At 69.7% G+C, this 26,198-nt stretch carries 22 protein-coding genes; 4 read left to right on the top strand and 18 right to left on the bottom strand.

Translation table 11 applies throughout. The annotated features are described in order from the left end of the window. Positions 1-45: 45 nt before the first annotated feature. The 15 genes from dnaE to V2J18_RS14675 form a co-directional block, all read right to left on the bottom strand. Positions 46-3,570: a DNA polymerase III subunit alpha gene (dnaE, locus tag V2J18_RS14745; protein WP_064748783.1), complete on the bottom strand. Its 3,525-nt coding sequence runs from the start codon at positions 3,568-3,570 to the stop codon at positions 46-48. A 305-nt stretch (positions 3,571-3,875) separates the two neighbouring features. After that, on the bottom strand, positions 3,876-4,505 hold the full coding sequence (locus V2J18_RS14740) for a hypothetical protein (RefSeq protein WP_141233520.1): 630 nt from the start codon (positions 4,503-4,505) through the stop codon (positions 3,876-3,878). A gap of 828 nt (positions 4,506-5,333) precedes the next feature. Beyond that, positions 5,334-5,960, bottom strand: coding sequence for a ribonuclease HII (locus tag V2J18_RS14735; protein ID WP_064748785.1), 627 nt, complete (start codon positions 5,958-5,960; stop codon positions 5,334-5,336). A gap of 43 nt (positions 5,961-6,003) precedes the next feature. Then, on the bottom strand, positions 6,004-7,242 hold the full coding sequence (gene lpxB / locus V2J18_RS14730) for a lipid-A-disaccharide synthase (RefSeq protein ID WP_064748786.1): 1,239 nt from the start codon (positions 7,240-7,242) through the stop codon (positions 6,004-6,006). 262 nt (positions 7,243-7,504) lie between these two features. Beyond that, entirely contained in the window at positions 7,505-7,990 is a 486-nt protein-coding gene (locus V2J18_RS14725; protein ID WP_336132133.1) for a hypothetical protein, read from the bottom strand. Between the two features lie 6 nt (positions 7,991-7,996). Beyond that, a complete protein-coding gene (gene lpxA, locus V2J18_RS14720; protein WP_064748788.1) occupies positions 7,997-8,779 on the bottom strand; it encodes an acyl-ACP--UDP-N-acetylglucosamine O-acyltransferase in 783 nt (260 codons plus the stop codon). 4 nt (positions 8,780-8,783) lie between these two features. Then, entirely contained in the window at positions 8,784-9,239 is a 456-nt protein-coding gene (gene fabZ / locus V2J18_RS14715) for a 3-hydroxyacyl-ACP dehydratase FabZ (RefSeq protein WP_064748789.1), read from the bottom strand. 154 nt (positions 9,240-9,393) lie between these two features. After that, positions 9,394-10,413 carry a UDP-3-O-(3-hydroxymyristoyl)glucosamine N-acyltransferase gene (gene lpxD, locus V2J18_RS14710; RefSeq protein ID WP_336132132.1) on the bottom strand — a complete coding sequence of 340 codons (1,020 nt, stop codon included), beginning with the start codon at positions 10,411-10,413 and terminating at the stop codon, positions 9,394-9,396. 40 nt (positions 10,414-10,453) lie between these two features. Then, positions 10,454-12,913, bottom strand: a complete 2,460-nt coding sequence (bamA, locus tag V2J18_RS14705) for an outer membrane protein assembly factor BamA (protein WP_064748798.1) — start codon at positions 12,911-12,913, stop codon at positions 10,454-10,456. Positions 12,914-13,010: 97 nt separating this feature from the next. Continuing rightward, the gene (rseP, locus tag V2J18_RS14700) at positions 13,011-14,372 is read right to left on the bottom strand and encodes an RIP metalloprotease RseP (RefSeq protein ID WP_336132131.1); all 1,362 of its coding nucleotides are present in this window, start codon (positions 14,370-14,372) and stop codon (positions 13,011-13,013) included. Positions 14,373-14,410: 38 nt separating this feature from the next. Further along, positions 14,411-15,589 carry a 1-deoxy-D-xylulose-5-phosphate reductoisomerase gene (locus V2J18_RS14695; RefSeq protein ID WP_336132130.1) on the bottom strand — a complete coding sequence of 393 codons (1,179 nt, stop codon included), beginning with the start codon at positions 15,587-15,589 and terminating at the stop codon, positions 14,411-14,413. Positions 15,590-15,596: 7 nt separating this feature from the next. Continuing rightward, a complete protein-coding gene (locus V2J18_RS14690) occupies positions 15,597-16,448 on the bottom strand; it encodes a phosphatidate cytidylyltransferase (RefSeq protein ID WP_064748793.1) in 852 nt (283 codons plus the stop codon). Continuing rightward, positions 16,445-17,209 carry a polyprenyl diphosphate synthase gene (uppS, locus tag V2J18_RS14685; RefSeq protein ID WP_064748794.1) on the bottom strand — a complete coding sequence of 255 codons (765 nt, stop codon included), beginning with the start codon at positions 17,207-17,209 and terminating at the stop codon, positions 16,445-16,447. The genes V2J18_RS14690 and uppS overlap by 4 nt, the downstream gene beginning before the upstream one ends. 150 nt (positions 17,210-17,359) lie before the next feature. After that, positions 17,360-17,917, bottom strand: coding sequence for a ribosome recycling factor (gene frr / locus V2J18_RS14680; RefSeq protein WP_064748795.1), 558 nt, complete (start codon positions 17,915-17,917; stop codon positions 17,360-17,362). A gap of 203 nt (positions 17,918-18,120) precedes the next feature. Continuing rightward, positions 18,121-19,182: a cation diffusion facilitator family transporter gene (locus tag V2J18_RS14675; protein WP_336132129.1), complete on the bottom strand. Its 1,062-nt coding sequence runs from the start codon at positions 19,180-19,182 to the stop codon at positions 18,121-18,123. Positions 19,183-19,382: 200 nt separating this feature from the next. Here V2J18_RS14675 and V2J18_RS14670 point away from each other — a divergent pair, with 200 nt between their 5' ends. Further along, entirely contained in the window at positions 19,383-19,769 is a 387-nt protein-coding gene (locus V2J18_RS14670; RefSeq protein ID WP_336132128.1) for a BlaI/MecI/CopY family transcriptional regulator, read from the top strand. Position 19,770: 1 nt separating this feature from the next. Beyond that, a complete protein-coding gene (locus V2J18_RS14665; RefSeq protein WP_336132127.1) occupies positions 19,771-21,486 on the top strand; it encodes a M56 family metallopeptidase in 1,716 nt (571 codons plus the stop codon). A gap of 91 nt (positions 21,487-21,577) precedes the next feature. Here the strand turns inward: V2J18_RS14665 and pyrH are convergent, their stop codons facing one another. Next, positions 21,578-22,300, bottom strand: coding sequence for a UMP kinase (gene pyrH, locus V2J18_RS14660; protein WP_064749964.1), 723 nt, complete (start codon positions 22,298-22,300; stop codon positions 21,578-21,580). Between the two features lie 296 nt (positions 22,301-22,596). Here pyrH and V2J18_RS14655 point away from each other — a divergent pair, with 296 nt between their 5' ends. Together V2J18_RS14655 and V2J18_RS14650 are read left to right on the top strand one after the other, a co-directional pair. Beyond that, positions 22,597-23,289 carry an AIM24 family protein gene (locus tag V2J18_RS14655; RefSeq protein ID WP_064749963.1) on the top strand — a complete coding sequence of 231 codons (693 nt, stop codon included), beginning with the start codon at positions 22,597-22,599 and terminating at the stop codon, positions 23,287-23,289. A 206-nt stretch (positions 23,290-23,495) separates the two neighbouring features. Then, positions 23,496-23,723 (top strand): hypothetical protein, encoded by a 228-nt coding sequence (locus tag V2J18_RS14650; protein WP_141233616.1) that lies wholly within the window; start codon positions 23,496-23,498, stop codon positions 23,721-23,723. 195 nt (positions 23,724-23,918) lie between these two features. Here the strand turns inward: V2J18_RS14650 and tsf are convergent, their stop codons facing one another. Continuing rightward, positions 23,919-24,800, bottom strand: coding sequence for a translation elongation factor Ts (gene tsf, locus V2J18_RS14645; RefSeq protein WP_336132126.1), 882 nt, complete (start codon positions 24,798-24,800; stop codon positions 23,919-23,921). 171 nt (positions 24,801-24,971) lie between these two features. Then, positions 24,972-25,790 carry a 30S ribosomal protein S2 gene (gene rpsB / locus V2J18_RS14640; RefSeq protein ID WP_064749958.1) on the bottom strand — a complete coding sequence of 273 codons (819 nt, stop codon included), beginning with the start codon at positions 25,788-25,790 and terminating at the stop codon, positions 24,972-24,974. Between the last annotated feature and the right edge of the window lie 408 nt (positions 25,791-26,198).

The raw sequence follows: 26,198 nt of genomic DNA, 5'->3' as shown, positions 1-26,198 counted from the left end.
GAGCGGGGGTGCGGCTCGCTCGTTCCCGTGTCCGCGCATGCGCCGCTAGCTTTGCGCCCAGGGCTTGTTCAAGCTCAGCTTGACCGCGCGAACGCCGGGCTGGGCGCGCAGGACCCCGGCCAGCTCGGCGTCGATGCGCACCGATTGCGGGCCGTTCAGATCGAGCATGCCGGCCGCGCCCTGACGCAGCAGGTCCAGGCGGATCGGCGTGTTGCCGGGCCGTTGCTTGGCCAACAGCGCGTCGACCCGTTGCCAGGCGCCGGGCACGCGCAGGTCGACCCGCAGTGACAGGCGTTGGGCGTAGCGCGCGCAGACCTGGTTGTAGTCCCAGCAGCGCGCCGCGCGCAGGGCGAAGCCGCCGCTGAAAGAGTCTTCGCGCAGGCCGCCCTGGATCACCAGCAGGCGGTCGCGCGCCAGCATCGAGGCGAACTCGCTGTAGGTTTCGGAGAAGAACGCGCACTCCAGGCGGCCGCGGCCGTCCTCGATCTGCACGAACATCTGGCTGTCGCCCTTCTTGCGCAGGCCGACCACCTGGCCGGCGATGATGACTTCTAGCTCCGGGCGCCAGCCGCCGCGCGCGCTTTCCGGGCGGCCTTCCCAGATTTTCTCCAGCTCGCCCAGGTCGTTGCCGACCAGGCCGCGCAACTCTTCCCGATACGGGTCGAAGGGGTGGCCGCTGAGGTAGTGGCCGAGGGTTTCGCGTTCGCCGTGCAGGATCTGCGCCAGCGGCCATTCCTCGGTTTCCGGCAGGTCCAGGTGCAGCGCCGGCGCGGCGGCCTCGAAGCCGCCGAACAGCGACACCTGGCCGGCGGCGCGCTCCTTGGCCAACTGATCGGTGGCCTTGAGCACTTCCGGCAACTGCAGCAGCAGGCTCGCCCGGTTCTTGCCCAGGCCGTCGAGCGCGCCGGCGTGGGTCAGCGCTTCCAGCGCGCGGCGGTTGAGCTTGCCGCTGTCGACGCGCTTGCAGAAATCCAGCAGGTCGACGAACGGGCCTGCGCGGCGCGCCTCGACGATGGCTTCGCACACGCCGCGGCCGACGCCCTTTACCGCGCCGATGCCGTAGCGGATCGTATCGGCGTCGATCGCCTCGAACATGTAGTCCGATTCGTTGACGTGCGGCGGCAGCACGGTGATGCCCATCACCCGCGCTTCGTCGAGGAAGTTCACCACCTTGTCGGTGTTGTCCATGTCCGACGAGCAGGTCGCGGCCATGAACTCGGCGCCGTAGTGGCGCTTGAGCCAACCGGTCTGGTAGGCGACCAGGGCGTAGGCAGCCGAGTGCGACTTGTTGAAGCCGTACTCGGCGAACTTCTCCATCAAGTCGAAGATCGGCGTCGCCTGGCTGGCGGGAATGCCGCGTTCGGCGCAGCCGGTTTCGAACTTGGCGCGCTCCTTCGCCATCTCCTCCGGCTTCTTCTTGCCCATCGCGCGGCGCAGCATGTCGGCGCCGCCGAGGGTGTAGCCGGCCAGGACCTGGGCGATCTGCATCACCTGTTCCTGGTAGACGATGACGCCGTAGGTCGGCGCCAGCACCGGCTCCAGCGACTCGTGCGGATAGGTGACTTCGGCGTTGCCGTGCTTGCGGTCGACCCAGTCCTTGTCCATCCCCGAACCCAGCGGGCCCGGACGGAACAAGGCGGCGAGCGCGATGATGTCTTCGAAGGTGTCGGGCTTGGCGCGCTTGAGCAGCTCGCGCATGCCGCGCGATTCGAACTGGAACACCGCGACGGTGTCGCCGCGCGCGAACAGCTCGTAGGTTTCCTTGTCGGTCAGCTCCAGCGCGTTGACGTCGAGCGGTTCCTTGCCTTCCTTGGCGCGGCGCTTGTTGATCGCGCGCACCGCCCAATCGATGATCGTCAGCGTACGCAGGCCGAGGAAGTCGAACTTGACCAGGCCGACGGCTTCGACGTCGTCCTTGTCGAACTGGGTCACCGGGCTCTTGCCGCGGCCTTCGCCGTCGTGTTCGGCGAACAGCGGGCAGAAGTCCGACAGCGGGCTGGGCGCGATCACCACGCCGCCGGCGTGCTTGCCGGCGTTGCGGGTCAGGTCCTCCAGGCTGCGCGCCAGATCCATCAGGTCGCGCACGTCGTCTTCGCTGCGGTAGCGCTGGATCAGGTCGGCGGAGGCCAACTCCGGGTTCTTGCGCGCCGCCTCGGATTCGCCCAGCGCGTCGTCCAGCGAGATGCCCAGGGTGTTGGGGATCAGCTTGGCGATGCCGTCGACGAAACCGTAGGGATGGCCGAGCACGCGGCCGGTGTCGCGCACCACCGCCTTCGCGGCCATCGTGCCGTAGGTGATGATCTGCGAGACGCGGTCGCGGCCGTACTTGCGGGCGACGTAGTCGATGACTTCGTCGCGCCGGTCCATGCAGAAGTCGATGTCGAAGTCGGGCATCGACACGCGTTCGGGATTGAGGAAGCGCTCGAACAGCAGGTCGTAGGGCAGCGGGTCCAGGTCGGTGATGCCCAGCGCCCAGGCGACCAGCGAGCCGGCGCCGGAACCGCGGCCCGGGCCGACCGGGATCTCGTGGTCCTTGGCCCAGTTGATGAAGTCCGCAACGATCAGGAAGTAGCCGGGGAAGCCCATCTTGATGATGACGTCCAGCTCGACTTCCAGGCGCTGGTCGTACTCCTCGCGGGTCTTGCCCGGGGCCAGCGGATGCTTCTCCAGGCGCTTGGCCAGGCCTTCGCGCGATTGCGAACGCAGCCAGGATTCGATGGTGTGCTCGCTGGGCACCGGGAACGCCGGCAGGGCGTATTCGCCGAGCTTGAGTTCGACGTTGCAGCGCGTCGCCAGGGCCAGCGCGTTGTCGATCGCGTCGGGCACGTCGGCGAACAGCTCGGCCATTTCCTCGCTGGACTTGAGGTACTGCTCTTCGCTGTAGTCGCGCGGACGCTTGGGGTCGTCGAGCACGCGGCCGGAGGCGATGCATACCCGCGCCTCGTGCGCGTCGAAGCCGTCGGCGTCGAGAAAGCGGGCGTCGTTGCTGGCCACCACCGGCAGGCCGCGCTTGCCGGCGGCGTGCAAGGCGAAGGCGTTGAAGGCTTCTTCGCCGTCGCGGCGGGTGCGGGTCAGTTCCAGGTGCAGGCGGTCGCCGAACACGCCCTGCCAGTCGACCAGCCAGGCATGGGCGAGTTCGTGGCGGTTGCTCGCCGCCAGGCGTCCGGCCAGGCTGGCCCGGCCGGCGATCGCGAACAGGCCCTGATTGTCCTCGCGCAGCCATTCAGGACGCAGCACCACGCCTTCGGTGCGGTGGCCTTCCATCCAGGCGCGGGTGAGCAGGCGCGACAGCGTCAGGTAGCCGCCGCGGTCGCGGCACAGCAGGGTCAGGCGCGAAGCGGCCTCGTTGCCGTCGGCCAAATGCACATCGGCGCCGATGATCGGCTTGACCCCGGCACCTTCGCAGGCCTTGTAGAACTTGACCGCGGCGAATAGGTTGTCGAGATCGGTCAGGGCGACCGCGGGCTGGCCGTGAGCGACGCAGCGCTTGACCAGATCGCCGATGCGGATCGTGGAGTCGGCCAGCGAGTACTCGCTGTGCAAGTGAAGATGAACGAATGGAGCGGACATGCGTACCGGTTCTGCGGCCGTGCCGTGATGATGCCAAGCCGGGGGACGGCAGCGGTTGCGTGCCGGATTGCAGGGTATCAGCCCGGCGGCTAGGGGCAAGCCTTGACAGGAGAAGAATCGGGCCGCGGCGGGCTCCGGCGCGGAATCTCACCCTGCGGCGAAAACTTTCGCCACGGCGACGGCGGAGCCTGTCGGTGCGCCGGCGAAGCCGGCAGTTGCGGGCGCCCGCGATCACGGACGCCCGAGCCTGCATCAGTCGCCGTAGGCAGGTCGCGCGCGGCCGCCTCGGTGCGGCCGCGTCCGGGTCAGGCGACCCGGAACACCGGCTCGGGGGTGCGGCCGTTGGCGTAGTGGCTGTCGTTGACCCGGGCGTTGTGCTGTAGAAGGGCCAGTTCGGCCAGCCGGTCGCGCATCCAGGCGGCGCGCTGTTCGGCCGGTTCGCCGTGCGGGTGCTCGAGCCGGCGGTAGGCGCAGAAATCGCGGAAGTCCTCGGCTTCGGCGGCGAAGGTCGGCCAGGCCAGTTCGATCAGCAGCACGTCGTCGAGCAGACCGAGCAGCGGGGTCGGGTCCGGGATCAGGTCGTCGTGGCGGTCGATGTAGGCGAACAGCTTGTCCAGCCGCACGCGCAGGGCCGGATCGCAGTCCCAGGCCGGGTCTACGACCATCGCGTGCAGCTCCTGCAGACGTTGCATGCGGTCGTCGATCACGCGGCGGGCTTCGCTGGCCGGCAGCGAGGCCAGCCAACCGGCCAGGCGCTGCAGCCGCGCCGCGTCCACCCGCGCGGCGTCGGGTTGCAGCTCATGGACCAGGGCATCGAACTCGGCGATCGCGGCGGGCTTGATCGCCAGGGCGGGTTGGTAGGCCGGCGGTACCGGGGGCGCGGCGGAGTCGCGCTCGAACGGCAACGGCTCGGCGGTCGGGGTGGGATGAGGCATGCGCATGGAACACCTCGCGTCCGGCCTTCGGGGGAGGCAGGCGGCGCGCGTCGCGGGCCGGGTGCGACGCGAACCTGCAGAGTCTGCAGGGGTGACTCTGCGCCTGTCGGCAGTCTGAGCGCGCCGGTATGAAGTCGTTGTGACCGATGGCACGGAGGCCGTATTCAGCCGATCGGCGGTCGCGCCTGCGCTTGCGCGCCCCGCAAGCCGACCGCGATGTCGGAAGCTCCCTGTAGGAGCGGCGTGAGCCGCGACAAGGAATGCGCAGAACCCCGACGCTCATCGCTACCGGCCGAAGCGGTGCAGCATCGCCGGAGCAGGAGCCGCGCAAGCCGCGACCGCGCTGTTTCGGTCTTGCGGCGTTCCCGCTCGAAGGCCTCGAGAGCCAAAGCGTCCGCCCACGAGCGGGCGGATACCTTTCTTTAGGCGCCCAGTAGGAGCGGCGTAAGCCGCGACTGCGACGTTTCAGTTTCGCGGCGTCTGCGCTCGAAGGCTTCGAGAGCGAAGCGTCCGCCCGCAAGTCGGCGGTTAACTCTCTTTTTGCGCCTCAAAAGAAAGTCACCAAAGAAAAACGCGTTCCGCGCGAAGCTCCCTTGCGAGCTCGGCGCTTGCGCGGGGATTTTTCGATAGGGCGTCCATGTCCTATCGAACCATGCTCTTCAAAGGCGGGACGCACGTCCTGTGCGCCGCCCTTCGGGGCTATAGGTGTCACCGCGAGTTCCGCGCTGCGCCAGGCTTTTCAAGCAAATGCAACAGCGATGGCAATGCATCGGCGCGGCGCAAGCCACAGGCCGCACGGGTAGATTTCGCACCGTGCCGGCGCGGCGCTCAGAACAAAGCCAACTGGCCTTCGGCGATGCGTACCGGGGCGAAGCTGCGGCGGTGCTGGGGACAGGGGCCGTGGGCGTTGAGCGCGGCCAGGTGGGCGGCGGTGGAATAGCCCTTGTGCTGGTCGAAACCGTAGTGCGGGTACTGCGCATGCAACTCGCGCATGAGCCGGTCGCGCGCGACCTTGGCCAGGATCGAGGCGGCCATGATCGACGGCTCCAGCGCATCGCCGCCGATCAGCGCTTCGCCGGGGCAGGGCAGGCCGGGCGGCAGGTGGTTGCCGTCGACCCGGACCAGGTCGGCGCCGGGGGCCAGCGCCAGCAGCGCGCGGCGCATGCCGCTCATGGTGGCCTGGAAGATGTTGACCCGGTCGATTTCCTCGACCTCGACGAATTCGATCCGCCAGGCCAAGGCGCGCTGCTGGATCAGCGGGAACAGCGCCTCGCGCCGCGCTTCGGTGAGTTTCTTGGAATCGTCCAGACCGTCGATGCGCCGGCGCGGGTGCAGGATCACCGCGGCCACCGCGACCGGCCCGGCCAGCGGGCCGCGCCCGGCCTCGTCGATGCCGGCAATGAGGCGGGGCTTGGCGCGGGGGCGGGTAGGAGCGCTGGCGTCGGTCGGAGGCACGTGGAGCGGGAGCGAGGAGCGGGGCAGGAGGGAAATGGCGGGGTTAACCCGCCGCCTTGGCATTCTCGCCGATCAGCTCGGCGATGGCGTCGGCCGCTCGGGCCGAGGCGTCGCGCTTGAGTTCCAGGTGGATGCGCTGGAACTTGGGCAGCAGGGCCGCGCTGGCGGCCGGCTCGCGCAGCCAGCGCAGGGTCGCGCCGGCCAGGTTTTCCGGGGTGCAGTCGGCCTGCATCAGCTCCGGCACCACCGCTTCGCCGGCGAGCACGTTCGGCAGCGCGTAGTGGTCGACCTTGAGCATGCCCAGGCGCTTGACCAGGGTGTAGGTCAGCGGCGAGACCTTGTAGGCCACGGTCATCGGCCGCTTGGCCAGCATCGCTTCCAGGGTGGCGGTGCCGGAGGCCAGCAACACCGCGTCGCTGGCGATCATCACCGTGCGCGCGCCGCGGTCGACGATGCGCAGCGCGCGCCGCAGGCGCGCGCCGTCGGGGTGCGCGTCGAGAATGCGTTCGAATGCGGCGCGCGAGGCGGCGTTGGCCATCGGCGCGACCACGCTCAGGCGCGGCTCGGCGGCCAGCATCAGCGCCGCAGCGGCGAGGAAGTCGCCGGCCAGCCGTTCGATTTCGCCGACCCGCGAGCCCGGCAGCATCGCCAGCACCGGCGCCTCTTCGTCCAGGCCCAGGTTCATCCGCGCTTCTTCGCGGTCGGGGTGGATCGGCATCTCGTCGGCGAGCGGGTGGCCGACGAAGCGCGCGTCGACGCCGTATTCGGCGTAGATCGGCGGCTCCATCGGGAACAGGCACAGCACCCGGTCGGCGCTCAGGCCGATCTTCTGCGCGCGCTTGCGCCGCCACGCCCACACCGACGGGCTGACGTAATGCGCGGTGCGCACGCCGCGCTGCTTGAGCCAGCGTTCGACGCCGAGATTGAAGTCGGGCGCGTCGATGCCGATGAAGGCGTCGGGCTTCCAGTCGAGGATGCGCTGGCGCACGTCGCGGCGCAGGCGCAGCAGCCGCGGCAGGTGCTTGAGCACTTCCGACAAGCCCATCACCGCCAGTTCGCCGGCGTCGAACCAGGTGTCCATGCCGGCCGCGCGCATCTGCTCGCCGCCGATGCCGACGAACTCGGCGCCGGGGTAGCGGCGCTTGAGCTCCTCGATCAGCGCCGCGCCGAGCAGGTCGCCGGAGGCTTCCCCGGCGATCAGGGCGAAGCGCGGCGGCGGAGGCGGCGCGGCGGGGAAGATCTCATCGATGGGGGAGGGGGCGACGGCGGCAGGAGCGTTCATCGGGGCAAGAGGCGTTCCGGTTCGAGCCGGTGCCGGTCGGCGCGCAAACGCAGGCGCGACGGCCGGCCGGGAATGAGGACGATGCCGCATTCTCGCCCGGAATGGCGTGGGCATGGGGCCATCGCGGTCGTTGAGGGGCACTTGCTGCCAAACGGCGTGACCCGCGTCGGCTTTTGCCGGCCGCAGGGCGGGCGCCGGCGATACCGGCCCGGCCGGCGCCCGGGCACGGCGCGAGGCCGCGCATTGGCGGCTGCCGCGTCGCTCAGCGCGCCGGCCGCGACGCCGAAAAGTGGCGTTCCAGCTCGCGCTGGTACTGGCCGCGGTCGAAGACGAAGTCCAGCGGGCCGACGGAGGCCGCGTTCGCGGTCGGGGCGAAGCCGTGCTCGTATTCCGGCGCCACCTGCCGCCACGCGACCCGGTCCTCGCGCACTTCCAGGACACAGGACACCACGCCGCAGTAGTCGCAGCCGCAGTGGCAGCGGTACAGCACCAAGCGCGCGCTGCCGAGTTGATTGTGCGCCGGCTGCTGGCCGAGGAATACGGCGAGGCCGCGTTCTGCCAGCGCCGTCGGGCGCGGGATTTCCAGGTCGGTGTCGGCGTTGCCGAGGTCGCGGGCGATGCCCAGCCACTGCGTGAGCGGGCGCTCGTCGATGAAGATCTCGGCGACATCGGCGCGCTGTTCGGCGCCGTCGACGGTGTAGGCGAAGACGGCCCGGCCGATGCGCAGGCGTTGGGTCGTCGCCGTCACGATGCCTCAGCGCAGCAGCGGCCGTTCGCCGTTGCCGATGAAGTCGAGCAGGGCACGCACGTCCGGGCTGTCGGCGGCCATGTCCTCGAGCTTGGCCCGCGCCTCTTCCAGCGACGCGCCGGAAACGTACAGGGTGCGGTAGGCGCGCTTGATCGCGCCGATCCGCTCGGCGTCGAAGCCGCGGCGCTTGAGGCCTTCGCTGTTGATCCCGCGCGGGCGGCCGTAGCCGTCCTGGGCGACCATCAGGAACGGCGGCACGTCGCCGTTGACCAGCGCGCCCATGCCGATGAAGGCGTGCGCGCCGATGCGGCAGAACTGGTGGATGCCGGAGAAGCCGCTCATGATCACCTGGTCTTCCACGGTGACGTGGCCGGCCAGGGTCGAGTTGTTGGAGAACACGCACTGATTGCCGACATGGCAGTCGTGGGCGACGTGGGTATAGGCCAGGAACCAGTTGCCGTTGCCGATCCGGGTCAGGCCGCCGCCGTTGCCGGTGCCGCGGTTGACGGTGACGAACTCGCGGAACACGTTGTCGTCGCCGATTTCCAGCTCGGTGCGTTCGCCGGCGAATTTCTTGTCCTGCGGGTCGCCGCCGATCGCGCACTGGGCGTAGAAGCGGTTGCCGCGGCCGATCCGGGTCGGGCCGTGGACCACGCAGTGCGGGCCGAACACGGTGCCCTCGCCGACTTCGACGTCGGCGCCGATGTAGCAGAACGGACCGACCTCGACGCCGGCACCGAGGCGGGCGCCGGGTTCGACGAAGGCGGTCGGATGGATCGTGGCGCTCATCGCGTCACTCCTTGACCTCGGCGCAGACGATGTCGGCGCAGGCGACCTGCTCGCCGTCGACGCGGGCGATGCCGGTGTAGATGGCCATGTTGCGGATGGTGCGCTTGAGCGTGACTTCCAGCTCCAGGCAGTCGCCCGGCGTGACCATGCGCGAGAACTTGGCGTTGTCGATCTTGACCAGGTAGAACAGGCGGCCGTCGGCGACGCCGCCGTGCGAGAGCTGGGTCAGGATGCCGCCGGCCTGGGCCAGCGCTTCGATCACCAGCACGCCCGGCATCACCGGATGGCCCGGAAAGTGGCCGTTGAAGAAAGGCTCGTTGCAACTCACGTTCTTGCGGCAGAGCACGCGCTTGTGGGCTTCGAACTCGACCACGCGGTCGACCAGCAGAAACGGGTAACGGTGCGGCAGCAGCTTCTGGATCGCCGTAACGTCGAGCGGGAGTTGCAGGGTCTGGCTCATCTTCTTGGGTTCTTCCGTTATGCGCGTCCTGCGCTGGGAGTCCGCGGTCCGTCCGCGGCCCGTCGTGACCGGCTTGCGCCGCAACGCCCATTGTCCCGCAGTTTTCGCCGCGGGTGTGGCGCCGGCGTATGGTGGCGCCGGGCGGGCGGCCGGCTCAGCCGTCCTCGCGCGAACGCGGGTTGCGCCGGGCGATCGCGTCGAGCTGCTTGAACCGCGCGGCGTTCTTGCGCCAGCTGCGGTTGTCCATCAACGGGGTGCCGGAGGAGTATTCGCCGGGCTCGCGGATCGAGCTGGTGACCAGGCTCATCGCGGTGACGACCACCTTGTCGCACAGCTCCAGGTGGCCGAGCACGCCGGCGCCGCCACCGATCAGGCAGTAGCGGCCGATCTTGGCGCTGCCGGCGGCGGCCGAGCAGCCGGCCATGGCGCTGTGGGCGCCGATGCGGACGTTGTGGCCGATCTGGATCTGGTTGTCGAGGCGCACGTCCTCCTCCAGCACCGTGTCCTCGATCGCGCCGCGGTCGATGGTGGTGTTGGCGCCGATCTCGCAGTCGTCGCCGACCACCACGCCGCCGAGCTGGGGCACCTTGAGCCAGCGGCCGGCCTCCATCGCCAGGCCGAAGCCGTCGGCGCCGAGCACCGCGCCGGGGTGGATCAGCACACGCTGGCCGAGCCGGACCCGGGTTACCAGGGTCACCCGGGCGATCAGCTCGCTGCCGGCGCCGACCACGCAGTCCTCGCCGATCACGCAACCGGGGCCGACGATGGCGCCGGCCTCGACCCGGCTGCGCGCGCCGATGCTGACGAAGGGGCCGATGTGGGCGTCGGCGGACACGTCCGCGCTGGGGTCGATCGCCGCCGAGGCGTGGATGCCGGGCTCGCGCAGCGGGCGCGGCTCGAACAGGGCCGAGATCTTGGCGAACGCGGCGTAAGGATCGCGTGCGATCAGCGCGGTGCCGGGGTAGCCCTCGGCGTCGTCCTCGCGCATGACCACCACGCCGGCCCGGCTCGCGGCGAGCTGGGCGCGGTACTTGGGATTGGCGAGAAAGGCCAGCTGTCCGGGTTCGGCCCGGGCCAGAGTGCCGACCCCGAGCACGCGCGCGGCGCCGTCGCCGCGCAGGCCGAGCGCGAAGCGCTCGGCCAGTTCCTGAGCCGTGTGACCGTTGTTGCTCAAAGCAGGGGCCCCGAAGCGTCGCCTGCGGCCGCGGCCGCGATCAGAACGTACCGCCGAAGGTGAACTGCAGACGCTCCAGCTCGTCGCCGCGATCGGTCTGGCGGCCCTGGGCATCGTACTCCGGACCCTGCTTCTTGAACGGGAACGCGTAGCTGATCGAGATCGGGCCCATGGGCGAACGCCACATCAGCGCGATGCCCGCCGAAGCGCGCAGCTCGCCGGCGTCGAAATCGTCGTAGCTCTTGTAGACGTTGCCGAAGTCGAGGAACGCCGAGACGCGCGCGGCGGGCGTGTCGAGCAACGTCGGGAAATACATTTCCAGCGAGCCGGTGGTCTTGAACGCGCCGCCCAGCGGCTGCTTGTAGGTCGCGCCGATGAACGCGGCCTCGCGCGGGCCCAGCGTGTTGTCGGTGAAGCCGCGCACCGAGCGCACGCCGCCGGCGTAGAAGTTCTCGAAGAACGGCAGGCCGGTCGCGGTGATGGTGCGCGGCGCGACGGGGCCGTTCGGGCCGTCGGGGTCGACGACCCGGCTGACGTCCTTGCCGTAGCTGTCGCCGTAGCCCAGCTCGGTGCGGGTGTTGAGCACCAGGTGGCGCGACAACGGCCAGAACTTGGAGAAGTTGTAGTTGATCTTGTAGTACTCGACCGTCGAACCCGGCAGGGTCGCTTCCAGCCACACCCGCTGCTGGGTGCCGGCGGTCGGGGTCAGCGCGTGGTTGAGGCTGTTGCGGCCCCAGCCGATCTGCGCGCGCCAGGCGTGGAAGGTGCGCTGGCCGAGCGCGTCGAGGTAGTCGATGATGCTCGGCGGCGCGGTGTTCGGGAACGCCAGGATCTCGTTGCTGTCGATGCCGATCAGGCCGGTCACCGAGTCGGTTTCGGTCAGCGGCACGCCGAGCACGACCTGGGCGGTGCCGTTGGTGGTCGAGTACTGGGCGGTGTTGAAGTCCGAGTAGTCGAGTTCGCGCCAGGACAGGTTGTAGCCCAGCGAAACGCCGTCGTCGGTGAAATAGGGGTTGGTGTAGGAGAAGTCGTAGCGCGACTGATAGCGGCTGCGCTGGGCCTGCACCGACACGCGGTTGCCGCTGCCTAGGAAGTTGTTCTGCGACAGCTGGATCTGCGTGGTCAGCTTGCCCAGCTGCGAATAGCCCAGGCCGAACACGAAGCTGCCGGAGGTGGTTTCCTTGAGGTTGTAGACGACGTCGACCTGGTCGTTGGTGCCGGGCACCGGCTTGCTCTCGACGTCCACGTTCTCGAAGAAGCCCAGGCCCTGCAGGCGGATCTTGGAGCGGTCGATCGCCGCCTGCGAATACCAGGTGCCCTCGAACTGGCGCATTTCGCGGCGCAGCACTTCGTCGGCGGTGCGGGTGTTGCCCTTGAACACGACCCGGCGCACGTTCACGCGCGGGCCCGGCACCACCTGCATGTTGATGCCGACGGTCTTGTTCTCGCGGTTGACGTCCGGAATCGGGTTGACCTGGGCGAAGGCGTAGCCGACGTTGCCCAGGGTCGCGGTGATCGAGTCGGAGCTGATCTCGAGCAGGCGGCGCGAGAAGATCTGGTCCGGCTTGACGATGACCAGCTTCTCGATCTGCTCCTTGGGCAGGATCGTATCGCCGGTGACCTGCACGCTGGAGACCTTGTACTGATCGCCCTCGGTGACGCCGGCGGTGAGGAACATGTCCTGCCGGTCGGGGCTGATCGCGACCTGGGTGGAGTCGATGCTGAAGTCGACGTAGCCGCGGTCGAGGTAGTAGGAGTTGAGCTTTTCCAGATCGCCGGACAGCTTCTCGCGCGAGTACTGGTCGTCGCGGCGGTACCAGCTGAGCCAGTTGTGCTCGCGCGACTCCCAACCGTCGAGGATGTCCTTCTGCTCGAACTTGTCGTTGCCGATCAGGTTGATGTGGCGGATCTTCGCGGCCTTGCCTTCCTTGACGTTGATGGTCAGGTCGACGCGGTTGCGGTCGAGACGGTTCACCGAATTGGTGATCTCGACGTTGTACTTGCCGCGGTTGTTGTACTGCCGGGTCAAGTCCTGGGTGACCTTGTCCAGGGCCAGGCGGTCGAAGGTCTCGCCTTCGGCCAGGCCGATTTCCTTCAGGCCCTTGAGCAGGTCTTCGCTCTTGATGTCCTTGTTGCCGGTCAGGGTGAGCTTGTTGATCGCCGGACGCTCGGCGACGGTGACGACCAGGATGGTGCCCTGGCGGTCGAGCTGCACGTCTTCGAAGAAGCCGGTCTTGTACAGGGCGCGGATGGCGTCGCCGGCCTTGGCCGAGTCCATCGTGTCGCCGCGCTCGACCGGCAGGTAGGTGAAGACGGTGCCGGCGGAAATGCGTTGCAGCCCGTCGATGCGGATGTCGCTGACCGTGAACGAACCCGGCGCGGCGGCGACCCCGAGCGAGAACGGATCGGCGGACTGCGCCATCGCGGGAATCGCCGGCGCCGAGGTCATTGCCGTGGCAAGGGCGAGGGCGAGCAGGCGGCGATTAGGGATTCGCGTCATCATTACGTCCGTTTGGGGCTGGATGCCGGCAGTCGGGCATCGGGTCGAAGTGCGGCAGGATAGAGGGCAAAGCGTCCGTTCGAGCGTCAGGCCGGCATCAGCGCACCAAGTTGTTCAGGATGTCGTTGTAGAACGCCAGGCCCATCAGGCCGGCGATCAGGGCCAGGCCGACGAAATGTCCGGCCGCCATTACGCGTTCGCTGACCGGGCTGCCTTTGACCAGCTCGATAAGGTAATACAGCAGGTGACCGCCGTCCAAGATCGGGATCGGCAGCAGGTTCAGGATGCCCAGGCTCAGCGACAGCAGGGCCAGCAGCTGCAGATACCAGGCCGGCCCGTTGTTGGCGTAGGCATTGGCGGCGCGGCCGATGGTCACCGGCCCGGCCACGGTGTTCTGCAGAGAGACCCGGCCGGTGAAGGCGCGGCCGATCATCGCGAACAGCTGTTCGGCCTGGTGCACGCCCTCGCGCAGCGCCGCCGGCACCGCCTGCAAGGGGCCGTAGCGCAGGACCGCGTCGCGCGTCGGCTCGGGCAGTTCGGCCGAGATCAGGCCCAGGCCCCAGTAGGCTTCGCCGTCGGGCTTGAGCATCCGCGCCGGGGCGATTTCCAGGGCCAGGCGATCGCCGTTGCGGGCGACCTCGATCATCGCGCTGCCGCCGCGCCGGTGCAGCTTGGCCACGGCCGCGGTGAGGTCTTCCCAACTGCGCAGCGGATCGCCGTCCAGCGCCGTGACCCGGTCGCCCTCGGCCAGCACGCCCCAGGCGGGGCTGCCCGGTTCGATGCGGCCGATCACCGCCGGGCGCAGCTCGTGGCGGCCGCGCAGGCCGACGATCTGGACCGCGCGGCGTTCGTCGAACTCGGCCGGCAGCCGCGACAGCCGCAGGTGGCGGGTGGCCTCGGCGCCGTTCTCGGCGCGGATTCGCACCGCCACGTCCTCGCGGTCGAGCGCGTGCGGCAGCAGCGCCAGTTGCACTTCGCTCCAGGTCGGGGTGTCGCGGTCGCCGATGCGCAGCACGGTGTCGCCGCGGCGCAATCCGGACTCGGCGGCCAGGCCGGCGACGTCGCCGACCACCGGGGCGAAATCGGGGCGGCCGATCACGAACATGCCCCACAGCAAGGCCACGCACAGGATCAGGTTGGCGAGCGGGCCGGCGGCGACGATGGCGATGCGCTGCCACACCGGCTTGCGGTTGAAGGCCTGCGGAATCAGCGCATCGGGAATCTCGAACTCGCGCTCGTCGAGCATCTTGACGTAGCCGCCGAGCGGAATCGCGCCGATCGCGTACTCGGTGCCGTCGGCGGCCTTGCGCAGCCACAGCGGCTTGCCGAAGCCGATCGAGAAGCGCAGCACCTTCACCCCGCAGCGGCGGGCGACCCAGAAATGGCCGAACTCGTGAATGGTCACCAGCACGCCGATGCTGATGATCAGCCACCACAGCGACCCCAGGATCTCGCTCATGGCTGCCTCGACGTCGGTGGCTGGGCTGCTGCCATGGTTCAGGCTCGTTGGACGATCGCCTGCTCGGCGTGGCGGCGGGCCCGTTGGTCGGCATCGCGCAGCGACGCCAGCGAACTGGCCGGTTGGGAGGGAAGCGCGGCGAGGGTGTCCTCGACCAGCGCCGGTATCGCTAGGAAACCGATGCGCCGCTGAAGAAACGCTGAAACCGCCACCTCGTTGGCGGCGTTCAGCACCGCCGGCGCGGTGCCGCCGGCGGCCAGTGCCTCGAAGGCCAGGCGCAGGCAGGGGAAGGCGTCCAGGTCGGGACGTTCGAAGTCGAGCCGGCCATGAGCCAACAGGTCGAGCCCGGCCACGCCCGAGTCGATCCGCTGCGGCCAGGCGAAGCCCACCGCCAGCGCGGTGCGCATGTCGGGCAGGCCCAACTGGGCCAGGGTCGAGCCGTCGACGAATTCGACCAGCGAATGCACCAGGCTCTGCGGGTGCACCAGCACTTGGATGCGTTCGCCGCCGACGCCGAACAAGTGGTGGGCCTCGATGACTTCCAGGCCCTTGTTCATCAGCGTCGCGGAGTCGACCGAGATCTTCGGCCCCATCGACCACTTGGGGTGGGCCACGGCCTGTTCCGGAGTCACGTCAGTCAGGTCGGAACGTGTACGGCCGCGGAACGGCCCGCCGGACGCGGTCAGCAGGATGCGCTTGAGACCGGCATGGGCGTGGGCGTCGGGCAGGCATTGGAAGATCGCGTTGTGCTCGCTGTCGATCGGCACGATGCAGGCGCCGGCCTGGGCGGCGGCATCCATCAGCAGCTCGCCGGCCAGCACCAGCGATTCCTTGTTGGCCAGCAGCAGGCGCTTGCCGGCGCGCGCCGCGGCCAGGGTCGAGGTCAGCCCGGCGGCCCCGACTATCGCCGCGACGACGGTGTCGCACGCGTCCGAGCCGACCAGCTCGACCAGGGCCTGATCGCCGCAGTGGGCCTGGGTGGACAGGCCGCGTTCGCGCAGGCCGTCGCGCAGCGCGGCGAAACCGCGCTCGTCGGCGATCACCGCGTGTTCGGGGCGATGGCGCTCGCACAGCGCGAGCAGGGCGTCGACCCGGCCGCCGGCGGCGAGCACGCTGGCGCGCAGCGCTTCGGGGTGGCGCGCGATCACGTCCAGCGCCGAGGTGCCGATGGAACCGGTGGCGCCGAGTACGGCGACTTTGCGGGCGGGAGCGGTCATGGCCGGATCAGAACCCGAAGATGGCCTTGCCGAGCGCGAACACCGGCAGCGCAGCGAGCACGCCGTCGATGCGGTCGAGAATGCCGCCGTGGCCCGGAATCAGATGGCCGGAATCCTTCACCCCGACATGGCGCTTGAGCAGGCTTTCGAACAGGTCGCCGACCACCGAGAACAGCACCGCGGCCAGCGACACCAGGGCGACCCAATGCAGTTGGTCGGTGCGGGCGCCGGCGAGCAACGAGAACCCCACGCCGGCCGCGACGCCGGCCACGGCGCCGCCGATCAGGCCTTCGACGGTCTTGTTCGGGCTGACCCGCGGGGCCAGCTTGAGCATGCCGAACTTGCGCCCGGCGAAATACGCGCCGGTGTCGGCGGCCCAGACCACGGCCAGCGCGGTCAGCAGCCACCAATGGCCGTTCGGCGCTTCGGCGTGGATCCAGGCCAGCGCGCACCAGGCCGGAATCACGCTCAGCGCCGCGGCGGCGAGCTTGAACGCGCGCGCATAGGTCTCGTGATTGCTGGCGAACTGGAAGCGCTGCAGCCACAACAGCGCCAGCAGCCACCACACCACGCCGACCAGCGAGGCGATCTTGAACAACACCATCGACGGCGCCTGCACCGCGCCCATGCCGCCGCCGCGCGAAGCCCAGACGATGGTCACCATCAGCGCCAGGTGCGCGACCAGCAGCACCGTGCGCGACAAGGTGTCCTCGATCTCGGCCAGATCGAACCACTCCCACAAGCCGGCCAGGAACAGCACCGCGGCCACGGCGATCATCCACGGCGTCGGCAGCAGCAGGATCGCGGCGATCGCGACGGGCGCCATGACCAGCGCGGCGAGCAGGCGGGTTCGGGTCATTCAACGGTCTCTTTGGGCTGGGCGGCGATCTGCGCCCCGGTCAGGCCGAAGCGCCGCTCGCGGCCGCCGAACTCGTCCAACGCGCGTTGCAGCATCGTCTCGTCGAGTTCGGGCCACAGCGCTTCGGTGAACCACAGTTCGGTATAGGCCAGCTGCCAGAGCAGGAAGTTGCTGATCCGGGTGTCGCCGCCGGTGCGGATGAACAGATCCGGCGGCGGCAGGTCGGCCAGGCTGACCCGCGAGGCGAACAGGGCTTCGTCGATCGCTTCCGGGGCGAGCCGGCCGGCGGCGACGTCGGCGGCCAGCGAACGCGCCGCCTGGACGATGTCCCAGCGGCCGCCGTAGCTGGCGGCGATGGTCAGGTGCAGGGTCGCGTTGGTGCGGGTCTGGGCTTCGGCGGCGGCCATGCGTTCGCGGATCTTGTCCGAGAAACGGTCGCGCTCGCCGATGAAGCGCACGCGCACGCCGCGGCGGTCCAACTCCTCGACCTCGCGTTCCAGCGCGTTGAGGAACAGCTTCATCAACCCGCCGACTTCGTCTTCCGGGCGGCCCCAGTTCTCGCTCGAGAACGCGAACAGGGTCAGCGCCTGGATGCCGCGGGCGATGCAGAAATCGATGCAGATGTTGACCGTGCGGGCGCCGGCGCGGTGGCCGATGATGCGCGGCCGGCGCCGGCGTTCGGCCCAACGGCCGTTGCCGTCCATGATGACGGCGAGATGGCGCGGAATGCGGGCGGGCGAGGGGGCGGGCTCGTTGGGCATGGCGCCGATGACGGGGATCTCGGTAAGCGGACGGTCGGCCGTTGACGGGGGCTGGCGGCCGGGCGAAGCCGGGCCCGCGTGCGGGACCCGGAACTGGACCGGCGCAGCGCGCGGAAGTTCAGTCGAACCCGCGCGCGGCGCCTGGCGGGATCAGACCGCCATCAGCTCCTGTTCCTTGGCCTTGACCACGCCGTCGACGTCCTTGATCGCGCTGTCGGTGACCTTCTGGATCTCGTCCTCGAAGCGGCGCAGCTCGTCCTCGGTGACCTTCTTGTCCTTGAGCAGTTCCTTGGCCTGATGGTTGGCGTCGCGGCGGATGTTGCGGACCGCGACCTTGGCGTTCTCGCTTTCGCTGTGCACGACCTTGGTCAGTTCCTTGCGGCGCTCTTCGGTCAGCGCCGGCAGGTTGATGCGGATCACCGTGCCGGCGGTGTTCGGGGTCAGGCCGAGGTCGGAGGCCAGGATGGCCTTCTCGACCGCGCCGACGATCTGCTTCTCCCACGGCGTGATGGTCAGGGTGCGCGCATCGCTGACCTGGACGCTGGCGACCTGGTTCAGCGGCATCTCGGAGCCGTGATAATTGACCTTGAGGTGGTCGACCAGCGCGGTCGAGGCGCGCCCGGTGCGGACCTTGGTCAGGTCGTGGCGGAAGGATTCGACGCTCTTGGCCATGCGGTTCTGTGCGTCTTTCTTGATGTCGTTGAGCATCGCCGGCTCCGGTCCTATGGCGGTAATCGCGGGATTATATGGGCTCGGGCGGGTTTTGCGGGCCGGAAGGCCGCCCCGAGGGGCGCGCGCGCAGCCCGGCCGGGGCGCAGGGTGGGCGTCGAGGGTCACGGTTTGCGCCGCCAGCGGCCGCGCGAGGGCCGCCCGTGGCGTCGGCCGCGATTCGCTGCGATGCAGCATGGACCTCAGCGCGAAGTCGCGGATCGGTGGCCGTGACGGTGCGCGGGCGGCTCGCCGCCGCCGTGCTCGTGGCCGGCACCGCAATCGTGCGGACGGTCGTGGTCGTGCTCGCCGTGATCGTGGTGCTCGTGGCGGTGGCCGTGATGCCCGTGGGCGCGATCGAACGCGCCGTGCGGCGCGCGATCGTGGCGGTCGTGCTCGCAGGCGCGGCCGTGCTCGACCTGCAGGGTCGGGTGGTTGATGCCGAAACGGCGGTCGAGTTCGCGATTGAGGCGGTCGATGAAGGCGTCGTGGTCACTGTCGTCGGGGCGCACGATGTGCGCGGTCATCGCGATCTCGCCGGCGCCGAGCGACCAGATGTGCAGATGATGCACGGCCTCCACGCCGGGCTGCGCGCGCAGCAGGGTTTCGACTTCGCTGCGGTCGATGCCGCGCGGCACCGCGTCCATCGCCGCATCGAAGCTTTCGCGCAGCAGGCCGAACGCGCCGGCCGCGACCACCGCGCCGATCAGCAGGGCGATCGCCGGGTCGAGCCAGGCCCAGCCGCTCAGCCACATGCCGGCGCCGGCCAGCACCGCCGCCAGCGACACCGCGGCGTCGGCCATCAAGTGCAGGAACGCGCCGCGCCGGTTGAGGTCGTGCTCGTGACCGTCGCGCACCAGCCAGGCCGCGCCGAGGTTGACCGCGATGCCGATCGCCGCCACCACCATCACCGGCAGCGCGGGAATCTGCGGCGGCGCGCCGAAGCGGCGGATCGCCTCCCAGCCCAGCGCGCCGGAGAAGCCGACCAGCAGCAGCGCATTGGCCAACGGCGAGAGCAGGGTGGCGCGGCGCCAGCCGTACGTGTGGCGATCGGTGGGACTGCGCCGGGCCAGGACGGCGGCGCCCCAGGCCAGACCCAGGCCGAGCACGTCGCCGAGGTTGTGCAGGGCGTCGGAAAGCAGGGCCAGGGAGTTGGTGGCGAAGCCGTAGCCGGCCTCCAGCGCGGTGTAGGCGAGGTTGATCAGGGTGACCGCGGCGAAGGCGCGGGTCCCGCCGTGAGCGTGGTGGTGGCCGTGGGAATGCATGCGGTCATGCTGTCACGCGCCCGCCCGCGAACACTATTACAGGCCGTCGCGGCGCGGCTTTAAACCCGGCAGGCGGGCACGGAATCGGATATCGGAGCGGGCGGCCAGAGCGGCGCGGGGCGTCCGGCCCATGACTTTCGGCCGCTTGACTACGTCTGTAGTCAAAAGCACTCTGACTACAGACGTAGTCAGGAGGGCGCATGAACCGTAAATCCATCGGCGACCAGGAGCTGGCCTTGCTGCATTACCTGGACGAACGCGACGACGCTTCGGTCGGCGAGGTCGCGGCCGACTACGGCCAGACCCGCGGTCTGGCCCGCTCGACCGTGCTGACCATGATGGAGCGCCTGCGCGCCAAGGGCTTCCTGCGCCGGCGCAAGGTCGGCGGCGTGTACCGCTACGCCAGCGTGGCCGCGACCGAGGATGTCATGCGCTCGGCGGTCGGCCAGTTCGTCGCCAATACCCTGCAAGGTTCGCTGTCGCCGTTCGTGGCCTGGATGTCGCAGCGTGGCGAGGTCAGCGAGCAGGAACTCGGCGAACTGGAGCAACTGGTCGCGCAACTGCAGTCGCGGCGCAAGGAGCGCTGACATGAGCCACGCAGGGACCTGGGCGTCGGAGCTGATCGCGCGCCTCGCCGCGGCGAGCCTGCAGTCGCTGCTGCTGGTGGCGCTGGTGTGGGCGGCCTGCCGTTGGCTGCCGGGCCTGAGCGCGGCGGCGCGCTGCCGCCTGTGGTGGCTGACGGCGCTGCAGTTGTTGATCGGGCTGTGTTGGCCGACGCCGCTGGCGTTGTCGGCGCCGGCGTGGTGGCCGTCGCTGGCGATCGGCCAGACGCTGCCGGCGGCCGCGCCCTGGTCGGCGCGGGTGCCGTTCGCGCTCGCCGCCGGCGCAGCGGTGCCGGCGGCGCCCGATGTCGGCGCAGCGCTGCCGGCTTGGTCGCTGGCCTTGGCGAGCCTGTGGCTGGCCGGCTGCCTGGCGATGTCGGCGGTGCAACTGCGGGCCTGGCGCAGCGTGCGCCGCCGGCTGGCCGCGTCGCAGCCTTGCGAGCATGCCGGCGTGGCGCACCTGTGGCGCCGGCTCGGCGTCGCGCTGGGGCTGCGCCGGATGCCGGCGCTGCGCGTGTCGGCGCAGATCGAATCGCCGCAACTGCTCGGCCCATGGCCGGCGACCGTGCTGCTGCCGCAGGCGCGGCTGGCGACGATGAGCGAGGCCGAACTGGAAATGGCCTTGCACCACGAACTGGAACATCTGCGTCGCGGCGACCTGTGGTGGGGCTGGGTGCCGGCCGCGGCGCAATGGCTGTTTTTCTTTCATCCGCTCGCGCACCTGATCGCGCGCGAGTACGCCCTGGCGCGCGAGGCCGCGGTCGACGCGGCGGTGCTCGACAGCCGGCGCTATCCGGCGCAGGACTACGGCCGCCTGCTGCTGCGCCTGGGCCTGGGGCCGCGCCCGCAGGCGGGGCTGGCCAGCGCTTCGCCGACCTATCTGATCCTCAAGAGGAGATTGACCATGCTGCAGAACGCCGCTCCGACTTCGCGCCTGCTCGCCCTGTGCCTGACCGCCGCGGTCGCCGCGTTCGGTCTGGCCCCCTACCGGATCGCCGCCGCCGACGCCGCGCCCCGGCCGGCACAGGCCCAGGCAAGCCCGGATCGCGCCGGGAAAGGCGCCGATGAAACCCGCATTACCGAACGCGGCGCGGGCGTGCCGGAGCGCCGTTGGGCGGTGCGCGGCGAGCGCTACTACCGCATCGGCGACGACGGCGCCTACAGCGAGGTCGTCGATCCGGCGACGCGCGAACGGCTGCAGCGGATGATGCGCGAGTCGCGCGAGGCCGAACTCGCCGGCGAGCGCGCCCGGCGCGACGCCGAGGCAACGGCGCGCGAGGCCGAACGCCACGCCCGCGCGGCCCGGATCGAAGGCGAGCGCGCGGCGGAGCACGGCCGGCGCGAAGCCGAGCAGGGGCGGCGCGTCGCCGAGCGGGCCCAGGCGATGGCGCGACAGCACGCCGCCCAGGCCGAACAGCAGGCGCATCGGACCGCGCGCGAACAGGCGACGGCCGAACGGGCCGCCGAGCAGGCGCGCCGCGAGGGGCAGCGCGCGCAGGCGATGGCGACGCGCGAGGCGGCCCGCGCCGAGCGGCAGGCGCGCCAGGCGGCCCGCGGGCAAGTGGAGGCCGAACGCATCGCCGAGCAGGCCCGGCGCGCCGCCGCGCAGGCCTTGCGCGAAGCCGCGGCGGCGACCCGAGAAGCCGAGCAGGCCGCGCGCGAAGCCGCCCAGGCGACGCGCGAAATCAGCCGCGAAGGCTGAGCCGGCCGGGCCGGAAGCGGTCGCGCATGCCGGCCCCTGAACGAGAACGGCCGCCCGGAGGCGGCCGTCGCGAGCGGGGCGGGGCGTCGGCTTAGCCGCGGCCCTGCACCAGGGTGCCGATGTTCTCGCCGCGCAGGATCTTCAGCAGCACGCCCGGCTGGCCCATGTCGAAGATGCGCAGCGGCAGCTCGCTGTCGCGGCACAGCGCGAACGCGGCGGTGTCCATGACCTGCAGGTCGCGGCTGATCACTTCGTCGTAGCTGAGCTTGTCGAAGCGCACCGCGTCGCTGTGCTTCTTCGGGTCCTTGTCGTACACGCCGTCGACCTTGGTCGCCTTCAGCAGCAGGTCGGCGCCGATTTCGATCGCGCGCAGGGCGGCACCGGAATCGGTGGTGAAGAACGGGCTGCCGACGCCGGCGGCGAAGATCGCCAGGCGGCCCTTTTCCAGATGGCGGATGGCGCGACGACGGATGTAGTCCTCGCACACGTCGTTGATCTTGATCGCGCTCATGACGCGCACCTTGGCGCCGAGCTTCTCCAGCGAGTCCTGCATGGCCAGGGCGTTGATGACCGTGGCGAGCATGCCCATCTGGTCGCCGGTGACCCGGTCCATGCCGCCGGCGGCGAGGCCGGCGCCGCGGAAGATGTTGCCGCCGCCGATGACCAGCGCGACTTCGGCGCCGGCCTGCTGGACTTCGATGACTTCGCGGGCGAGGCGGCCGATCACCTTGGGATCGATGCCGTAGTCCTCGTCGCCCATCAGCGCCTCGCCGGAAAGTTTCAACAGGACACGGCGATAGGCGAGCTGGGACATGGGATTTCTCGGGGGAGCGACGGGCGGCGGAATTGTAGCCCAAGCCCTCCATGCTGCGGCGTGCGGAATCGCGCCGATCGCGGCGGATTTGGCTGCGATTGGGGAAAGCGGCGAGCGCCCGGCGCCCGCGGCGGGGCGGGCGGCCTGCGACCGCGGTCGCGCGCCGATCGAGACCGTATCGGCCATCGACGTGCCGCGGTGATCCCGTATGATCGGCCGCCGGTCCCATGGCGGGACCGCCGCATCGCGCCGGCGCCGCCGCGGCGCGCGCCGCGCACCACCCAAGGAGATGGACCGTGTCGATCAAGAACCTCAACGAATTCCTTGAATCCTCCAAGCAGAAGGACCTCAGCCCGGAGGCGTTCGAACTGGAAAGCTCGCACCTGCTGGAAGTCAAGCTCAACGGCCGGGTCTGGGCCAAGGCCGGTTCGATGGTCGCCTACCGCGGCGGGGTCAAGTTCGTGCGCCAGGGCATGCTCGAGCAGGGCCTGGGCAACCTGCTGAAGAAGGCGATCAGCGGCGAAGGCACCCAGCTGATGAAGATGGAAGGCCAGGGCCGGGTCTACATCGCCGACGCCGGCAAGAAGATCACCCTGCTGCGCCTGAACGGCGAGTCGATCTTCGTCAACGGCAACGACGTGCTGGCCTACGAGGACGGCATCGCTTCGGACATCAAGATGATGCGCAAGGTCGCCGGCATGGTCTCGGGCGGCCTGTTCAACATCAAGCTCAGCGGCCAGGGCGTGGTCGCGATCACCTCGCACTACGAGCCGCTGACCCTGGCGGTGACCCCGGACCAGCCGGTGTTCACCGACCCGAACGCGACCGTGGCCTGGTCGGGCGGACTGAGCCCGGACATCGTCACCGACATTTCGTTCGGCACCTTGCTCGGCCGCGGTTCGGGCGAGAGCGTGCAGCTCAAGTTCGCCGGCACCGGCTGGGTCGTGGTGCAGCCGTACGAAGAAGTGTATTTCCAGCAGCAGGGTTGAGTCCGACCGCGGGTTCGCCGGGTCCGAAAGGCCGCGTCGTCGACGCGGCCTTTTTCTTGCCCGCGCCCTCCGTTCGCGGCCTGGCGACGGCGGTCGCCGCCGCCGCGACCGGCCTGTCGGATCTGACAGGCGCGCCCCGGGCGCTGCGCCCCGGTCTGGTTAAGATCGACGTCGGCGAGACGTTCGCCGTTCCCAGGAGGGGTGTGATGACGTATCGGAATGCGTTGCGCGCGCTGGGCCTGTCGGGCCTGCTGCTGTTGCTGCCGGTGGCCCAGGCCGACCCGGTCGAGGGCGAGATCGTGACCCAGACCCGTTGCGAAGACCGCGGCTGGGCCTACGAGATCGTGACGATGAAGTACCGCTGGACCGGCGGGCAGTGGGTGTACCTGTCGCAGAGTTCGTACTACTCCGAATCCTGTCCGCCGATCGAGTGAGGCGATGCGGCGAGGGCGAGAATCCAGGCGCTTTGGAGGCATGCCGCGATGAAGCCCTGGATGCCCGCCTGCGCAGGCGCGACAGCAGGCGAATCCACCGTTGCCCGACTCCCGAATCCCGAATCCCGAATCCCGAACAAAGAAAAAGGCCGCGGAATCCGCGGCCTTTTTCGTGTCGCTTCGCAGCGGCTGGGCTTACGCCAGGCCGGCCTGCTTCATGACTTCGGCGGCGAAGTCGTCGACCTGCTTCTCGATGCCTTCGCCCACGGCCAGGCGCTGCATGCTGACCACGTCGGCGCCGGCGGCCTTGACCACCTGCTCGACGGTCTGGTCGGTGTTCAGCACGTAAGGCTGGCCGTACAGGGTGACTTCGTTGACGATCTTGGCGATCTTGCCGCCGATGATCTTCTCCAGGATGTCGGCCGGCTTGGCCTTGTCCTTCTCGGACATCTTGGCCAGCTCGATTTCCTTTTCCTTCTCGACGAACGCGGCCGGCACGTCGCTGGCCTTGATGTGCGGCGGGTTCATCGCCGCGACATGCATCGCCAGGCCACGCGCCAGGTCGGCGTCGCCGCCCTTGAGCTCGATCAGCACGCCGATCTTGCCGCCGTGCACGTACGCGGCGACGTTGTTGGCGCTGTCGATGGCGACCATGCGGCGGACCTGCAGGTTTTCGCCGACCTTGGCGATGACCGCGGCGCGGGTTTCCTCGACGGTCTCGCCCGACGGCACCTTGGCGGCCTTCAGGGCTTCCACGTCGGCGGCGCCGGAGGTCAGCGCGACCTGGGCGACGGTGTCGGTGAAGGCCAGGAAGTTGCTGTCCTTGGCGACGAAGTCGGTTTCGGAGTTGATCTCGACCAGCACGGCCTTGCCGCCGTTCTGGGCGACGGCGATGCGGCCTTCGGCGGCGACGCGGCCGGCCTTCTTGTCGGCCTTGGCCAGGCCCGACTTGCGCAGCCACTCGGCGGCGGCGTCGATGTCGCCGTTGTTTTCGGTCAGGGCCTTCTTGCACTCCATCATGCCGGCGCCGGTGCGCTCGCGGAGTTCCTTGACCAGGGAAGCGGTGATTTCAGCCATGGGGTTACCTCGGGTGTTCGTGTTGCCCGCACAGCAGCGGCATAAGCCGCGAGCGTTCGCGGGCGAGATCCTGCGAAGGACGCGGCTTGCGCCGCCCCTGCAGGAGCGGGATGCGGATGCCGCAGCCGCGCACTATGGCGCGGCTGCGTGACGCTGAAGCGACGGCGGGGATTACTCCGCGGCGTCGTCCTTCTTGCCGCCCTTCTTGGCCGGCGCGCGGCCGCGCGGGGCCTTGCGGTCGTCCTTGGCGGCGCCTTCTTCGGCGGCTTCGGCGAACTCTTCCTCGCGGACGCTGCCGACCTGCGGAGCGGCGGCCTTGCCTTCGAGCACGGCGTCGGCGGCGGCGCGGGCGTACAGCTGCACGGCGCGGATGGCGTCGTCGTTGCCCGGGATGGCGTAGTCGACCAGGGCCGGATCGTAGTTGGTGTCGACCACGGCGATGACCGGGATGCCGAGCTTCTTGGCTTCCTTGATCGCGATGTCTTCATGGCCGATGTCGATCACGAACAGCGCGTCGGGCAGGCGGTTCATGTCCTTGATGCCGCCCAGCGAGGCTTCCAGCTTGGCGCGCTCGCGGCGCAGGCCCAGCACTTCGTGCTTGACCATCTTCATGAAGGTGCCGTCGGTTTCGCCGGCTTCCAGTTCCTTCAGGCGCGACACCGACTGCTTGACGGTGCGGAAGTTGGTCAGGGTGCCGCCGAGCCAGCGCTGGGTCATGTACGGCATGCCGCAACGCTCGGCCTCTTCCTTGATCGACTCGCGCGCCGAGCGCTTGGTGCCGATGAACAGGATGGTGCCGCGCTTCTGGGCGATGCCCGAGATGAAGTTCATCGCGTCGTTGAACAGCGGAACGGTCTTCTCGAGGTTGATGATGTGGATCTTGCCGCGGGCGCCGAAGATGTACGGACCCATCTTGGGGTTCCAGTAGCGCGTCTGGTGGCCGAAATGGACGCCGGCTTCCAGCATCTGGCGCATGGTGATCTGGGGCATTGCGATGACTCCGAAGGCAGTGGAACCGGCGCCGCGATAAGTGAGGGCGCTGCCCGGAGCGGAGCTCCGTGGCGATGGTTCCGGGGTTGGGCCTCCCTGGCGCTTCCGTGTCCGAACCGTGGAGCGGCTGGGCCGTTCCGCGGCACCCCGGCACGAATTGGGGCGTCAGGTGTGTATTCGCCGATGACGTCCGGCGTGGACGGCGCGGTCGATCCGGGAACCCGGTCCGGCCGCAAAGCCGCGGAATTGTAAGCCGCGCCGGCCGGCAGGGCAAATCCGGCCAGGCCGACCGTAGGGGGTAGGGCGAAAAATACAATCTCATATTTCTCTGAGACGGTCGCCGGCCGCGATCGATGAGGGCCCGCGGCACACTGCATCGCATCCGCGGCGGTCCGCGAACCGTGATGG

Origin of the sequence: Lysobacter firmicutimachus (assembly GCF_037027445.1) — a bacterium.
GTDB classification, from domain to species: domain Bacteria; phylum Pseudomonadota; class Gammaproteobacteria; order Xanthomonadales; family Xanthomonadaceae; genus Lysobacter; species Lysobacter firmicutimachus.
This window is presented reverse-complemented; position numbering and strand designations above follow the sequence as displayed.